This is a genomic window from Selenomonas sp. WCT3, from assembly GCA_900100835.1.
GTDB classification, from domain to species: Bacteria; Bacillota; Negativicutes; order Selenomonadales; family Selenomonadaceae; genus Selenomonas_A; species Selenomonas_A ruminantium_E.
In genome coordinates this window covers 1-15,464 of the sequence record FNCM01000002.1, presented here as the reverse complement: position 1 = coordinate 15,464, position 15,464 = coordinate 1, and the positions used below count along the sequence as shown (strand labels likewise).

At 49.7% G+C, this 15,464-nt stretch carries 15 protein-coding genes and 1 tRNA gene; 15 read left to right on the top strand and 1 reads right to left on the bottom strand.

Translation table 11 applies throughout. From position 1 onward, the window contains the following. Window positions 1-46: 46 nt before the first annotated feature. The 15 genes from BLQ36_RS01720 (at window position 47) to BLQ36_RS01650 (ending at window position 15,071) form a co-directional block, all read left to right on the top strand. Window positions 47-1,369, top strand: coding sequence for a pyrimidine-nucleoside phosphorylase (locus BLQ36_RS01720; RefSeq protein ID WP_074513694.1), 1,323 nt, complete (start codon window positions 47-49; stop codon window positions 1,367-1,369). A 24-nt stretch (window positions 1,370-1,393) separates the two neighbouring features. Next, entirely contained in the window at window positions 1,394-1,780 is a 387-nt protein-coding gene (locus BLQ36_RS01715; protein ID WP_074513693.1) for a cytidine deaminase, read from the top strand. A gap of 89 nt (window positions 1,781-1,869) precedes the next feature. Then, on the top strand, window positions 1,870-3,069 hold the full coding sequence (locus tag BLQ36_RS01710; RefSeq protein ID WP_074513692.1) for a NupC/NupG family nucleoside CNT transporter: 1,200 nt from the start codon (window positions 1,870-1,872) through the stop codon (window positions 3,067-3,069). Window positions 3,070-3,274: 205 nt separating this feature from the next. Next, window positions 3,275-3,661, top strand: a complete 387-nt coding sequence (locus tag BLQ36_RS01705; protein ID WP_033169959.1) for a response regulator — start codon at window positions 3,275-3,277, stop codon at window positions 3,659-3,661. Then, window positions 3,651-4,292 (top strand): hypothetical protein, encoded by a 642-nt coding sequence (locus BLQ36_RS01700; RefSeq protein ID WP_074513691.1) that lies wholly within the window; start codon window positions 3,651-3,653, stop codon window positions 4,290-4,292. The genes BLQ36_RS01705 and BLQ36_RS01700 overlap by 11 nt, the downstream gene beginning before the upstream one ends. Window positions 4,293-4,446: 154 nt before the next feature. Further along, window positions 4,447-4,538: transfer RNA gene (locus tag BLQ36_RS01695), tRNA-Ser, on the top strand. A gap of 249 nt (window positions 4,539-4,787) precedes the next feature. Further along, a complete protein-coding gene (dnaX, locus tag BLQ36_RS01690) occupies window positions 4,788-6,503 on the top strand; it encodes a DNA polymerase III subunit gamma/tau (RefSeq protein ID WP_074513690.1) in 1,716 nt (571 codons plus the stop codon). Beyond that, window positions 6,500-7,342, top strand: a complete 843-nt coding sequence (locus BLQ36_RS01685) for a MurR/RpiR family transcriptional regulator (RefSeq protein WP_074513689.1) — start codon at window positions 6,500-6,502, stop codon at window positions 7,340-7,342. Before dnaX ends, BLQ36_RS01685 begins: the two co-directional genes overlap by 4 nt. A 271-nt stretch (window positions 7,343-7,613) precedes the next feature. Beyond that, on the top strand, window positions 7,614-8,975 hold the full coding sequence (locus tag BLQ36_RS01680) for a PTS sugar transporter subunit IIC (RefSeq protein WP_074513688.1): 1,362 nt from the start codon (window positions 7,614-7,616) through the stop codon (window positions 8,973-8,975). Between the two features lie 40 nt (window positions 8,976-9,015). Further along, on the top strand, window positions 9,016-10,284 hold the full coding sequence (locus BLQ36_RS01675; RefSeq protein WP_074513687.1) for a hypothetical protein: 1,269 nt from the start codon (window positions 9,016-9,018) through the stop codon (window positions 10,282-10,284). Between the two features lie 50 nt (window positions 10,285-10,334). Next, window positions 10,335-10,637, top strand: a complete 303-nt coding sequence (locus BLQ36_RS01670; protein WP_033169954.1) for a PTS sugar transporter subunit IIB — start codon at window positions 10,335-10,337, stop codon at window positions 10,635-10,637. Window positions 10,638-10,651: 14 nt separating this feature from the next. Continuing rightward, window positions 10,652-10,969, top strand: a complete 318-nt coding sequence (locus tag BLQ36_RS01665) for a PTS lactose/cellobiose transporter subunit IIA (protein ID WP_074513686.1) — start codon at window positions 10,652-10,654, stop codon at window positions 10,967-10,969. A gap of 14 nt (window positions 10,970-10,983) precedes the next feature. Further along, complete coding sequence (locus BLQ36_RS01660) at window positions 10,984-12,402, top strand: 6-phospho-beta-glucosidase (RefSeq protein ID WP_074513685.1); 1,419 nt, start codon at window positions 10,984-10,986, stop codon at window positions 12,400-12,402. 66 nt (window positions 12,403-12,468) lie between these two features. Continuing rightward, window positions 12,469-13,260 carry a beta-glucanase gene (gene bglS / locus BLQ36_RS01655; protein ID WP_318260893.1) on the top strand — a complete coding sequence of 264 codons (792 nt, stop codon included), beginning with the start codon at window positions 12,469-12,471 and terminating at the stop codon, window positions 13,258-13,260. A 17-nt stretch (window positions 13,261-13,277) separates the two neighbouring features. Continuing rightward, entirely contained in the window at window positions 13,278-15,071 is a 1,794-nt protein-coding gene (locus BLQ36_RS01650; RefSeq protein ID WP_074513684.1) for a glycoside hydrolase family 9 protein, read from the top strand. Between the two features lie 143 nt (window positions 15,072-15,214). Here the strand turns inward: BLQ36_RS01650 and BLQ36_RS01645 are convergent. Next, window positions 15,215-15,464 (bottom strand): IS3 family transposase (locus BLQ36_RS01645; protein ID WP_143558652.1); only part of this gene is annotated, 250 nt, incomplete at its 5' end.

Sequence of the window (15,464 nt, the reverse complement as noted above, 5' to 3'; positions counted from 1 at the left end):
AAGTGGGGGAGTGAGGCTCCCCTATATATAAAGGAGAGATTCAGCAATGAGAATGTACGACCTTATCACCAAGAAAAAACATGGCGAAGTTTTGACGGATGAGGAAATCCAGTTCATGATTACCGGTTATGTTAACGGTGATATTCCGGATTATCAGATGTCGGCTATGACGATGGCCATCTGGTTCAATGGCATGAATGACCATGAAATTACGGAACTGACGAAAGTCATGGCAAAATCCGGCGATATGATTGACCTTTCGGCTATCGAAGGCAAGAAAGTCGATAAGCATTCTACGGGCGGTGTCGGCGACAAAACGACGCTCATCGTGGCTCCTATTGTGGCAGCCTGTGGCGGCAAGGTGGCCAAGATGTCCGGCCGCGGCCTGGGACATACGGGCGGCACGGTGGATAAACTGGAGGCAATCCCGGGATATCGCACGGTTCTAGACCGCAAGGAGTTCTTCGATACGGTCAACAAGTGTGGCGTCAGCGTTATCGGTCAGTCCGGCAACCTGGCTCCGGCAGATAAAAAGCTCTATGCCCTGCGCGATGTAACGGCTACAGTCGACAGCATTCCGCTGATTGCATCCTCCATCATGAGTAAAAAGCTGGCAGCTGGCAGCGACTGCATCCTGCTGGATGTTAAAACGGGCAGCGGTGCCTTCATGAAGACCCTGGATGATTCCATCAAACTGGCGCAGACCATGGTTGCCATCGGTGAGGGGGCAGGCCGCCGTACGGTAGCCCTGATTACGGATATGGATACGCCGCTGGGCTTCGGTATTGGCAACAGCCTGGAAGTAATGGAATCCATGGATGTTCTTAAAGGCCATGGCCCAGAAGACCTCACGGAGGTTTCCCTGCAGCTGGCTTCGAATATGCTCTATCTCGTCGGCAAAGGAACGCCGGAAGAATGCCGCGCCATGGCAGAAAAATCCATCGAAGATGGTTCGGCCTTCGAGACCTTCTGCACGATGGTCAAGGCACAGGGCGGCGATGATGCAGTACTCCGTGATTATACGAAGTTTGCACAGGCTCCGTTCAAACTCGACGTCCTCGCTGATCGCGATGGTTTCATCACGAAGATGAATGCTGAGGAAATCGGTGAAACGTCAGTTGTTCTGGGCGCTGGCCGTGAGACGAAAGAGAGCGATATCGACTTCTCCGCTGGCCTTGTCCTGCACAAGAAATTCGGTGATGCGGTCAAGAAGGGCGACAGCCTGGTTACCCTCTACACCTCTAAGGAAGAATCCCTCAAGAATGCAGAGCGTATGTATCGCGAAGCTATCACCATTGGCGACAAACAGCCGGAAAAAGAACCGCTGGTTTACGCTCGCGTGGAAAAAGACAAAGTTGAGAAATATTAATTGAAGCAAGGGGAGGGCTATACGATGGAGGATAAAGAACTTATTGAAGTGGCTAAGAAATATCGCGAGTTTTCTTACAGCCCCTATTCGAAGTTCAAAGTCGGCGCAGCAGTGCTGACGAAAAAGGGAAATGTATATGGTGGTTGCAATATTGAAAACTCTAGCTACCCGGTAACGAATTGCGCCGAGCGCACGGCTATTTTCAAAGCCGTATCGGAGGGGGAGAAGGAGTTTGAGGCCATCGCTCTGATTGCAGATACGGAGGGCCCCTGCTCTCCCTGTGGTGCCTGCCGTCAGGTTATGGGGGAATTCCATATCAACAAGATTATCATGGCAAACCTCAAAGGCGACGTGAAAGTTGCTACACTGGAGGAGATTCTGCCATTTGCCTTTACGGATAAAGACCTTTAAGACTCAGTAAATGTTGACAATAATATGTATTTTGTGAGAGAATAGGACACGTGTCCTTAATTCTCACAGAGTACAAAGGAGAGAAAATCATGTACTTTATTATCAATGTTCTAGGCGTTTTGGTATTTTTGGCAATTGGTGTTCTCTTGTCCAAAAAACGCAAGGAAATTCAGTGGCGTAGCGTAGGAGCTCTGCTGCTGCTCAACCTGTTTATGGCTTGGTTCCTCACGTCCTTCTCGATTGGCCGTGAGATTATCGTGGCAGCTGCTGCTGGGTTCAGCTGGCTTATCAGTGTTGCTTATGAAGGTATTGCCTTCGCATTCCCGGACTGGGTACACGTTCCGCAGATGAACTTCTTTACCGCAGCACTGTTGCCAATCCTGCTGGTCGTTCCGATGTTCGATATCCTTACCTACATCGGTGTCCTGCCGTTCATCATCAAATGGGTGGGTAAAGGCCTGGCCTTCATCACCCGTGAGCCGAAATTTGAGTCCTTCTTTGCCATTGAGATGATGTTTTTGGGCAATACGGAGGCACTGGCTGTTTCTAGTCTCCAGCTCAAACGCATGAAGGCAGACCGTTGCCTGACCCTTGCTATGATGTCCATGAGCTGCATCACGGCTGCTATGGTCGGTATCTACACTCAGATGATGCCGGGCGAATTCATCATTACGGCTATTCCTTTGAATGTTATCAATGCGCTTATCGTTACGAACCTGTTGCATCCGGTTAAAATCTCCGAGGAAGAAGATACGGTGGCAACGGTCACGGAAGGCGGCAAAGAGCGTGAGCCGTTCTTCTCCTTCTTGGGCAACTCCATTCTGGGAGCTGGCCGCTTGATTCTGATTATCTGCGCTAACGTCATCGCCTTTGTTGCGTTGGCAAAACTCATTGATATGCTGCTGGTTCTCGTTCATCCGGCAATTACTCTGGAGAACATCCTGGGCTGTATCATGTTCCCCTTTGCTTGGCTCATGGGTCTCGATTCGGCTGAGGCCTTCCAGCTGGCACAGTACATGGGAACGAAACTCGTCACCAACGAGTTTGTTGTTATGCTGAACGTTCAGGATATCCTCGGACAGTTCAGCCGTCATATGCAGGGCGTTTTGACGGTATTCGTTACGTCCTTTGCCAACTTCTCCACGCTGGGTATGATTATCGGCTGCTTTAAGGGCATTGTCGATGATGACAAGAACGAACTGATTTCCCGCAATGTCGGCTACATGCTGCTTTCGGGTATTCTGGTTTCGCTGCTGTCGGCCGGTATTGCTGGTCTGTTCGTCTGGTAAGTCGAAGGGACTGGACAAGAATCCTTTGTTAGGCGAAAGCTTCGGCAACTCAAATTTTGGGTTGCCGGAGCTTTTTTTTATGGTGGGATAGGGGGGAGGAGGAAAATAAAACGGCTTTGACGAATAGATAGAATATCCAATATTCGGATGAATGGGATAATCGATAAAACAATAAGCAATAGAGATATATTGGGGGGCGACAACATTGGATAGAAAACTCAAGGTTCTCATTACCGATGATTCAAAACTGTTGCGGAAAAAACTTCGTCAGGAGCTGGAGGCTCTGGACTGCGAGGTGTTGGAGGCAGAAAATGGCAAAGATGCCGTCATGCTGAATCTTCAAGAATCGATTGACTGCATTTTCCTCGATATCGTTATGCCGGAAGTAGGTGGGATAGAAGCCTTGCAGGTCATCAAGGAAGTTAATCCGGACTTGCCGGTGGTTATGCTGTCTTCGGCGGGAACGCCCCAGAAGCTTATGACTACCCTGAAGATGGGAGCCATGGACTTTATTCAGAAGCCATACTCCAGCGACCAGATTAAGAAGACCATCGAGTCGGTCCGAAAGAAGGTCGCTGGCGATGAAAAGTAAGTTTAGCATTGCACAATGTTTGTTCAATGAAAAGCACTATGGTCCAGAAGAAATTCAATCCCTGCTGCAGCAGGGGGAAGCGGACGAAGGGGTAATCATGCATCGGATGCCTGAGGTAACCCAGGTAGATGCCCGTCCAATCCGTACGGCGGTAAAAGTGGCGGCTGCCGATGGCTATGATGATGAGCTAAACATCTACACCAAGTACGTGGAGCTGTTCATTGAGAAGATGGAAGAATTAACCCACACGCTCAGCGTTGTGGCGCAGGAGCCGGTTGTAACGGAGGAACCGTCGCCATCCTATGCCGTTTCGATTCGCGTGAGTGGCGACATCAATTTTGTCGGTGGCGTCATCGCCTCGGAGCCGGTATTTTTGGAAATGGCCCGCCGTTATAGCGGTGAGGAAATTGACCAGGTGGACGAATTGGCTATTGATTGCTGCGAAGAGTTTCTCAACGTGGTTCTCGGTCTGTTCAGCATTGAGATGGCCAGAAGGGATTTGGAGGGGGATTTAGATCCACCTCGCTGGAAGAAAGACATCGTACCCCAAGGAAGCCGCCAATTGCGCTTGCGGGTGTATACTGCTTTTGGTTCTTTTCAAATCATACTGGCTGTCGATGAGTTTTTTTGATACAATAGGAGCAGGGCAGCTGCTCCTATTTTCTTTGGTTTATAAATTTTTTTTTTAAAGTGTTGACATCTGGTTCAATACCTCGTATAATAGGTTCTGTTGTTGAGCGACATCAACAACGAAAAATAAATAGCTTCTTTTGGTAGAGCATTGTGGAGAGTTGTCCGAGTGGTTGAAGGAGCACGCCTGGAAAGCGTGTATACGGTGAACGCTGTATCGAGAGTTCGAATCTCTCACTCTCCGCCATTTTTATATCCTTTTTTAGGATGGATTGCAGAAGAGGCAGAATTCTTTTTCAGGTCGGGCCATAGTGCTTTGGTCTTACGCAATGGAGTCCCGCGAACCTCGTCAGGTCCGGAAGGAAGCAGCGATAAGAGGGTCGCTCCATGTGCCGTGAGGGTGCCTGGGGACTGTGGTCCGACGTGAAAAAGAACAGGGATAGCTGCAACAGCTATCCTTTTTTTGTATCGCGGATAATCGGGGGGAAGACAATTCATGGCTTATATTGCATTATATCGGAAATGGCGTCCAGGAAGTTTCAAAGATCTGGTCGGTCAGGAGCATATCAGCCGCACCTTGTCCAATGCCATCACATCGGGAAAGATTGGACATGCGTATTTGTTTTCCGGTCCGCGTGGTACTGGTAAGACCAGTACGGCCAAGATTCTGGCCAAGGCACTGAACTGCGAACAGGGGCCGACGCCAGACCCCTGTGGGAAATGTGCACAGTGCCGCAAAATAAGTGATGGATCCTCCATGGATGTGTTCGAAATCGATGCGGCATCCAACCGAGGCATTGATGAAATCCGCGATTTGCGGGAGACGGTAAAGTTTGCGCCGGTGGATGGGCGGTATAAGATTTACATCATCGACGAGGTTCACATGCTGACCACGGAGGCCTTCAATGCGCTGTTAAAGACCTTGGAGGAGCCGCCTTCCCATGTGGTGTTTATCCTGGCGACGACAGAAGCTCATAAAGTTCCGGCTACGATACAGTCCCGCTGTCAGCGGTATGATTTCAAGCGCATCACCGTAGAGGAGATTCAGGCCCGCCTTCGCTATGTGGCGGATGAGATGAAGCTTGATGCCGAAGATGAGGCGTTGACGATGATTGCCGTCCAGGCCGACGGCGGATTGCGCGATGCCCTGTCGATTCTCGACCAATGTTCGACCCTTTCGGAAGGGACGATCACTGCCGAGCGGGTGCGTCAGATATTAGGTTTGGTGGGGCATGACTGGATTTATCGGATGACGAAGGCTTTGGCGGCACACAAGGCCCAGGAAGTTTTGGAGATTATTGCCGAACTCTTGCGGGATGGCAAGGATCTCAAACAGATTGTAGCGGAGCTTTCCCTGCATTTGCGAAGTCTGATGATTTATCAGGCGGTAGGGACTGTGGCCAATATGGACCTCTATGCAGAGCAGGAGGAAGTCCTAAAGGAGCAGGCGGGGCTTTTCCCGGCGGAGCAGGTCATGCAGATGATACGGCGGCTTCACGAAGCGATGAACGAAATGAAATGGTCGCCACAGCCGCGCATTACGGTGGAGGTGGCACTGTTGTCACTTTGCCGTGAAGAGCAAACTGTGACCGAAAAAGGCGTTTCCGCTGCGGCAGGCGCTGATGCCGAACGGATTGCCCAGCTTGAGGCGAAACTTGCTCAGGTCAGTGCGGCCTTGGCAGCTGGGGCGAAGGCCGTGCCGGCTGCTCCTTCGGCTCCTGTCCGCACGAAAGGGGAAAATAGGCGGATTCAGCCGGAACAGGCAGCAGCACCGATTTCGGCACCGCTAGCGGTCAGTGCCGAGGATACACAAGTCTGGAATACATTGCTTCAGACGCTGAAAGACACGAATAAGATGCCGATATTTGCCTGCGTTTCCCAGGGAACTTTTGCGGGGATGACGGAGCGGCAGTTCTTTATTCAGTTCAAGGGGAGTCTGATGGCGTCGCTTACCATGCGCAACTATCGCACGCAGCTTGAGACACTGTTGCAAGAAATTACGGGTAGAGAACTTCATCTTTCCTGCAGTGGTGAGGACCGCCCCATGGCGCCACCACCACGTCCCAAGAAGCAGCCGGCAGCTCCTGCCATAAAGGAGCCGGAGACGATTCCAGTAAATCTGAATCAGATGCCGCCGGAGGAACGGGCGCCACTGGAAAAAGCCTTTAATTATTTTGGGGATCATGTAGTTGAAATCGAGGGAGAAAAATGACGGGGTTAGTAAAACAATTACAGGATAAAGAAGGTTTTTCGGAATCGGAAGCCATGATTGCCGATTATCTGCTGGCGAATTTCCGTATGCTGCCCGGCATGTCGACGCGGCAGCTGGCGAAGGAAACCTTTACCAGCTCGGCGGCTATTGTGCGGTTCAGCCAGAAACTCGGCTTTGGGGGCTATACGGAATTTCGCGTTAAATTCCTGGCGGAAATGATGCAGTATGTGGAGCGGCCTCATGGCAAGGAACTCATGATGACGGACCGCGATTCTGTTCATTCTATTCTCGATAAGGTAACCAGCATCGAGATCGACGCTTTGAAGGACACCCGCAGTATGTTGGAGCCGTCGGATTTTGTCCGGGCGCTGGCTTTACTCAACAAGACCGAGCATGTGGATTTTTATGCCACGGACAACAATCTAGACATTGCGAATATGGCAGCCTCCAGTTTCATCATGGCGAATAAATGCTCCACGGTTCACCCCGCTATGACCATGCAGTATTTGCAGGCTACTGGTTCGCCTAAGGAGCATGTGGCAGTATTTATCAGCCGCACTGGCGAGAACCGCATGCTGCTGGATATTGGCCGCTTGTTGAAACTGCGGGGCAATCCGATTATCGTTGTGACGGCTTCGCCGCGTTCAAGTCTGGCATCGGTGGCAGATGTGGTGTTCCCGGTAGCAACGGTAAAATCCATGGAGGAGCTGGGGCCGCGGGTATTCCTCATGGGGGCCAAGTATGTCATGGATATCTTGTTTGCAGTTCTTATGACCCGGGTGGACTTTCACAGCGCCCGCCAGAAAGAGCAGTGGCTTAGCAAACACTTCTATTATTAAGCGTAAACAATTCTGCCTTCTCCTTAACAGGAGGAGGCTTTTTTGTGCGTAAAACATGAGAGAAATAACAAAAATATCTGAATATATGTAATATATGTAACAGTGCTACAGGACCAAAAGTCTTTTTTACGATGTTGTGAATCAGTGTTTCGTATTGGTTTAACTTTATTGTTCCGTAGTTGGCATCGTGTTATATTATAATCACCTTAAGGGGAACGGGGGCTGCGCGCACAGCCCCAGGGTAAATCAAATTTGGAAAGAGGAAAAGAAAATGAGTAAACAAGAAATGTTCGATAAATTTATCGAATTCATGGGGGAGTTCGCTCAGATTCGTGCCGTAGCGGCCCTGCGTGATGGCTTCATCATGACGACGCCGTTCACAATCTGTGGTTCGGTGTTCCTGCTGTTGGCAAACCTGCCGCTGCCGGGTTATCCGGAGTTCATGGCTTCGATTTTTGGGACGGACTGGACGGCTCCGCTGAATGCGGTGGCCGGAGGTACCTTCAGTGTCTTGGCACTGATTGTCGTCTTGTCTATCACTTATAAATTTGTAGAAAATGAAGGCTGCGATGCAATCATGGCATCGATTCTGGCCCTTTCGACCTTTTTGATTTTGATGCCACCGACGATTGTCAGCAAAGGTGGGGAAACCATCGGGGACATCATTCCAAAAGCTTGGGCAGGCAGTAATGGTGTTATCACCGCCATTTTCATTGCCTTCTTTGTATCCTATGTATTTTGCTACTGCGAAAAGAATCACATCGGCATTAAGATGCCGGATTCGGTTCCTTCGGGCGTAGCCAAAGCCTTCACGGCGCTCGTGCCGGGCATGATTTTCTTCACCTCGGCTTCCGTTATCTATGGCCTTTGCCATTACATCGGTGCTACCACGTTGCCGGAACTCATCTTTAAAGTAATCCAGACGCCGTTGCAGGGGCTCTCCGATTCTTTGGCTGGCGGTTCCATCATCGTCGGCTTGCAGAGTATCCTGTTCTGGGCTGGTATTCATGGCCCGAACGTCGTGGGCGGTGTGGTAAGTCCGCTGCTCATTGCCAATTCGCTGGATAATCAGCACATCATCGATGCAGGCATGAGCCTGGTCAACAATCCCCAGGCTAAGATTTTCACTTGCCAGATCAATGATGTATTCGTAAAGAGTGGTGGCTGCGGCCTGACGCTGGGGCTTTTGCTGGCTGGTATCTTCACGGCACGTTCCCAGCAGCTCAAATCGCTGATGAAGATGGCCTTTGTACCGGGGCTCTTCAATATTAATGAGCCGATTATCTTCGGTCTGCCAATCGTATTCAACCCGTACCTCTTGGTACCCTTTGTCATTGTTCCGCTGATTGCTATGTTTGTTACGTATTTTGCTATTACGACGGGCTTTATGGCTCCGTTTACGGCTGTTCAGGTTCCTTGGACGACGCCGCCAATTATCGCTGGTTTCCTGTTAGATGGCTGGCAGGGGGCAGTGGTTCAGATTGTGAACCTGGCTATCGCTACGGCAATCTACTTCCCGTTCCTCAAGGCGCAGGATAACGCCTTCCTCAAAGAGGAGATGGGGGAGATGGAAGATGCTGATTCGGAAGCAGACGCAGTAAATGCGGAAATGAAATCGGCAGCAGAACATTAATTCAAATTCATTTAGGAAGCATCGAGAAAAGGGGAAAACGATGATGATCAGCAAGAGAAAAGCAACAGCAATGATTCTCGGTCTTACGATGGGGATTTCGGGTACGGCGATGGCAGCACCCAATGAGGATGCGGATATCAACGCCCGCATCGCGGCACTTGAGGCACAGCAGCAGCAGCTTGCCAAACAGCTCAATGCACTGAAAAAAGAAAATGCCAAGCTCAAGCGGACGGAAAAAATCGCCAACAGCAATAAAAATGCAATCAAGGGACTCAAAGAGGAACAGAATCGTATCCAAATCAGTGGTTTTGGCCGGGTGTCCTGGGATAATGATAATATCCGCGGCTATGCGGACCAGAACGACAACCGCCGTACTTATCTCGAATTGAAGGGCAAGATGCGGGTCAACGATAAGTGGACATTCAACTTCGGCAGTGAAACGAATCAACGTTATGCCAAATTTACGCAAACGCAGGAAGATGGAGGCAATATCCTCTATCACAAAGGCCATGATGACGAGGATGGGGTCATCCAGCGCATTTGGGCCGAAGGTAAAGTTGGCGTGCTGAATGTTGATGTTGGCCGCAGATGGCGTGGCTTGGGTTTCCAGAATGTCCTTTTCGGCAATGAGTCCGACGGTGTAGTTTTGGATGCTGCAATTCCAAAGACGAAGCTGACGGCTAAAGCTTTCCATCTGGCACCGACGGATAAAGGCTACCATTTCAACATCACTGGTGCGGGGGTTCAAGGCCAGGTAGGGCATGGACTTCAGCTACAGGCTGCTTATGCGAAACTCAATATCGGCAAAAATGAGGAGATGGGTAAAGGGTATTACCACGTTGACAATACCGTTGATGCAACGCTTAAAAATACAGCCGGAACCTATGGCTATATGTTAAGCGCTATGTGGAATCCGATGAAGAATATCTTCCTGATCGGCGATTATGCCCGGACGAATCCGGCACCGTATGATGATAACTATCATTACGATAAAAAGGATTACCTGGCCCTTCGCGTCAACTACCGCTGGTCCAATCTCAACGACCCGGGTTCATTCCAGCTGTATGGCCGTTGGTATGATTATGCGCCAAATGGCAATGGACTTGTCGGTATCTTTGGCGATAAAGAATGGGGATTGCTGCAGCCAGGGTCTCACGGCTGGATTTTCGGATTCAAATATATTCCGATGAAGAATATTGAATGGGAAACCTGCTATGAACTCTCAACGGCGCAGGATACGTATTGGAAGAATAAACATAACTTCTATCATCGCAACTTCCTCCGCACGCAGGTTGATTACCATTTCTAATTTTAAATAAACAGTTTTCTTGGGGAATGAATTGAAAAGGAGAATGTATCATGAAAAAGATTGTTTTACTTTGCGCTTCGGGAATGTCCACCAGCATGCTGGTAAAGAAAATGCAGGAAGCTGCCGCTGCGGCTTCTTATGATTGCTCCATCGATGCCTTCTCGGCATCGGAGGCTGCAACGAAGGCTGCGGATGCGGATTGTGTCCTTCTTGGACCGCAGATTCGCTTCCAGAAGAATAAGATTGCCGAGCAGATTCCGGGCATTCCAGTGGATGCCATCGACATGCGCATGTATGGCCGCATGGATGGCAAAGGTGCCCTTGAATTCGCCCGTAAATTGATGAACGACTAAGGAGTATTGTTTGTATGGAAGGTTTAGAACTCACTGCATTTCAGATTATCTCGGCTGTTGGCACGGCGCGCAGCTGTTATATTGAAGCCATTCAGGAAGCCAAAAAGAGCAACTATGAAGCGGCAGAAAAACTTATCGCCGAAGGGGATGAGGCCTTTGTGGAAGGCCATGACGCCCATGCGGGGCTCCTCCAGAAGGAAGCTTCCGGCGAGGGCGGCAACATCAACCTGTTGATTCTTCATGCCGAGGATCAGCTCATGAGTGCTGAAGGCTTTAAGACGATTGCATTGGAATTCATCGAAGTGTACAAGCGCTTCGATGAACAGAAGTAAGGAGGATACCAGTTATGAGTTTTCCAAAAGGTTTCCTCTGGGGCGGCGCTGTGGCTGCCCATCAGCTTGAAGGCGGCTGGCAGGAAGGTGGCAAAGGCATCAGTGTTGCCGATGTTATGACGGTTGGTGGACCGGGTAAACCGCGGGAAATCACCGATGGCGTTTTGCCGGGCAAGATTTATCCGAATCACGAGGCTATCGAATTCTATTCCCATTACAAGGAAGATATTGCCCTGTTGGCAAAACTCGGTTTCAAATGTTTCCGCACGAGCATTGCCTGGACGCGCATCTTCCCCAATGGTGATGAATTGGAGCCAAACGAGGAAGGTCTCAAGTTCTATGATGACCTCTTCGATGAAATGCACAAGTATGGCATGGAGCCGGTTATTACGCTGTCCCACTTTGAGATGCCCTATCATCTCGTTACGGAGTATGGCGGTTGGCGCAACCGCAAGCTCGTTGACCTGTTTGTCCGCTTTGCCGTTACCTGCTTCGAGCGCTACAAGGACAAAGTAAAATATTGGATGACCTTCAATGAAATCAATAACCAGCGCAATGTAAACGAGACCTTTGCCCCCTTCACCAATTCTGGTGTCATTTACCAGGAAGGGGAGGATCGTTACGCAGTGCTTTATCAGGTGGCGCATCATGAACTGGTGGCCTCGGCTAAAGCGGTTATTGAAGGACACAAAATCAACCCGGATTTCCAAATCGGCTGCATGCTGGCCATGTCGCCGTCCTATCCGGCAACCTGCAAACCGCTGGACCAGATTGCCGCCCTCAAAGAAATGGATCGCACCTTCTATTACAGTGATGTGCAGTGCCGTGGTCACTATCCGCAGTATATGCTGAAGGAATGGGAACTTCATGGCTACGACATCAAGATGGAAGATGGCGACCTGGCTGCTCTGGAAGAGGGCAAGGTGGATTACTTCGCCCTGTCCTACTACATGAGTTTTGTTAGCGAGTATGACGAAAACAGCCGTCATCTGGCTAAGGAAATTCCCAACCAGTATGTCAAAGCTTCTGATTGGGGTTGGCAAATTGACCCGGTAGGTCTTCGCTACATGCTCAATGTGCTCTCCGAGCGCTATGAGCTGCCGATGATGATTGTCGAAAACGGCATCGGCTTGCATGAGGAGCCGGATGCATCCGGGATGGTACAGGATGACGAGCGCATTAAATACTTCGCGGAGCATATCGCCCAGATGAAAAAAGCCATTGAAGAAGATGGTGTGACGCTGATGGGCTACTGTCCTTGGGGGCCAATCGACCTGGTTTCGGCTAGCACGGGGGAGATGGAGAAGCGTTATGGCTTTATCTATGTCGATAAGAACAACAAGGGCGAAGGTACATTAAAACGTAGTCCGAAAAAATCCTTCTATTGGTATCAGAAAGTCATCAATAGCAATGGCGAGGATTTGTCGTATTGAAAAAGGGGATGTTTGACCGGTCAAATTGACCGGTCAATTCATAGCAAAGAATAGGGAGGAAGTAAAATGATGGATATTCGCAAGAAAGCATTGGCGGCTGCCGTTATGATGGCACTGGCTGTACCGGTTACGGTTTCGATGGATATGGCGGCTCCGGCTGTGGCTACGGCAACACCGGCTACCGAAACGAAAGCCAGCGATGCTTTTTCGGTTGATTTGACGAAGGGCGAAAATGCTCTGTTTGAAGCTTCCAATGGCTGGACCAACGGTATGCCGTTCAACTGCTTCTGGCATAAAGAAAATGTGACGTTTGAAGATGGCACGCTGCAGCTGACGGTTGACGAGTCACCAAATCCGGCGGCGGACAAAGTCCCGTATTCCGGCGGTGAGTATCGCAGTAAAGCAACCTATGGCTATGGGCGCTATGAAGTAGTCATGAAGGCTATGAAGAATGATGGCGTTGTTTCTTCCTTCTTCACCTATACCGGCCCCTATGATGGCGACCCATGGGATGAGATTGACTTCGAGGTCCTGGGCAAAGACACCACGAAAGTACAGCTCAATTATTTTCGCAATGGCAAGGGCGGTCATGAAAAAATGATTGACCTTGGCTTTGATGCATCGGAGGATTTCCATACGTACGCATTTGAGTGGCACAAGAACTCCATCATTTGGTTTGTCGATGGCAAAGAAGTATTCCGCCGCGAAAATGAAGATCTGCCAGTCACAAAACAGAAAATCATGATGAATGCTTGGAACGGTAAGGGCGTTGATGAATGGCTTAAACCCTTCAACGATTCGAATCTGCCGATTACTGCTGAGTACAAGTCCATCAAATACACGCCGTTTGCAGAATAATAAGGAGCTGAGATATCATGCAGAGCAAGAAAAGACTGTGCCGGATGGTTTTGGCAGGCATTGCCATGCTGGGTACTTGTGGAGTAGCATCTTTGACGGAAGCTGCTGACGCGGGCATGCATGTTGACCAGGTAGGTTACCTCACCGGTCATGAAAAGACCGCTATGGTGACGGATTCCGGTGAAAATTCCTTTAAACTCGTGGATGCTAAGACCGATAAAGTCGTTTACAAAGGCAATCTGTCGGCGGCCAAAGCCGATGCATTGTCGGAAGAAACGTTGCAGCGGGCGGATTTCACGAACTTCAACACACCGGGAACCTACAAACTAAAAGTGGGAAACCGCGAGTCTTATCCCTTTGCAATCGGGGATAATGTCTATGCAGTTCAGGCTGTACAGACGTTGCGTTCCTATACGCTAAGCCGCAGTGGAACGCCAATCAACGATAAAGATATCACAGGCCTTAAAGTCAAAAACGGTCATGCGCAGGATAAAAAGGCAAAAGTATATTTTACCGACAAGCTGAACAAGAAGGGCGATATCGTGGATGTATCGGGGGGCTGGTATGATGCTGGTGACTACGGCAAATATACCACCACGGCTGGCATTGCTGCTGCGGAACTTCTGTTGGCTTATGAAGCTCATCCGGATCATTTTACCAAGGGACAGCTGCTGTTCCCCGAGGGTATCGAGTACGATAAAAACCTGCCGGATGCACTCAATGAGGTCAAATATGAATTTGATTTCATGAAGAAGATGATGCGCAAAGACGGCAGCACCTTCCATAAAGTTTCTGGTGCGCAGTGGCCTGGCTTTGACAAGAGCCCGGATTCAGACACCCAGGAGCGGTTCCTCTACGGCAATTGCACGGCCAGCACGGCTATGTATGGCGCCAGCCTGGCGATTGGGGCACGGGTATACCGCGATCTTGATGCTAACTATGCCAAGGAACTGCAGAAAGATGCCAACAAAGTATGGAGCTATCTTTCCAAGACGAAGGAGTCTCTCTATCGGGTAGATGAAGGTCAGGAGAGCGGTTCTGGCCCCTATGACGATAAAAATGACATTCAGGAGCGCTTGTGGATGGCAGCGGAAATGTTCCGCACGACAGGGGACAAAAAATACGAGAAATACTTAAAGACGAATAAGGCAGAGCTTACCAAGGCACCGGGTTTCTTCACCTGGGATAATACCCTGGCACTGGCGCAGTTTGCCTATGCTATGTCGAAAAATGCCGATGCCGATTTGCAGGCTGAGGTAAAGAAAACATATCTTAACTATGCTGACTTTATCGCCGATAAGATTTCCAAAGACGGCTTTGGCTGCGCCCTGTCGAAGGATGAGTACACTTGGGCTTCGACGAAAAATGCCATGACCCAGGGGGATATGCTGCTGATGGCTTATCAGCTTGAGCCGAAACAGGCTTATGTTGAAGGTGCCTTGTCGCAGATTCATTATATGTTTGGACGCAACTCCCTTGACAAGAGTTTTTTGACGGGAGCTGGTTCCAATCCGCCGGAGCATCCCCACAACCGTATTCACGAGAGTACGGGAGCCTATGTGCCAGGTTTGCTGGTGGGCGGTCCTAATGCTGTTTCGGGAGGCGATCCGGACCAGACGGCATATCTTGCTAGCAAACATGTGCCGACGGCTAAATCCTATCTCGACGTTTTGACGTCCTGGTCTACGAATGAGTATGCTATTGATTACACGGGAACGGCAGCTTATGCTCTGGCATGGTTTGCGAAACCGGTGGACTTCACAGCATCTCAGATAAAACTTTCGCGCGCTTTCCCCAGCGTGACGAAGTGAAACTCTCTTTTTCTATGATCCTTTTCAAGTATCACTAGAAGACTGTTTGGAAAAATCCCTCTGCGTTGTGAACTGCTCCCCGTCAAGAGGACAATAAAAAAATATAAGATTTCTTTGGTCGGCAGATTCGTCTGCCGGCCTTTTTATGCGGCTAAATACAAGGTATGTTTCTCTATCGGTGTTAGGATACCAAGGTTACGTTGCACACGCTTGTGGTTGTAATAATGAATGTATGCTTCAATCGAACGCATAAGTTCACACTTGCTGGTAAAACGTCTGCCGTAGTACATCTCCCGCTTAAGGATGCCCCAGAATCCTTCCATAGGACCGTTGTCAATGCAATGGGCTACACGGGACATGCTTTGTGTCATTCCCTGTTTTTCCAGTTTGTGG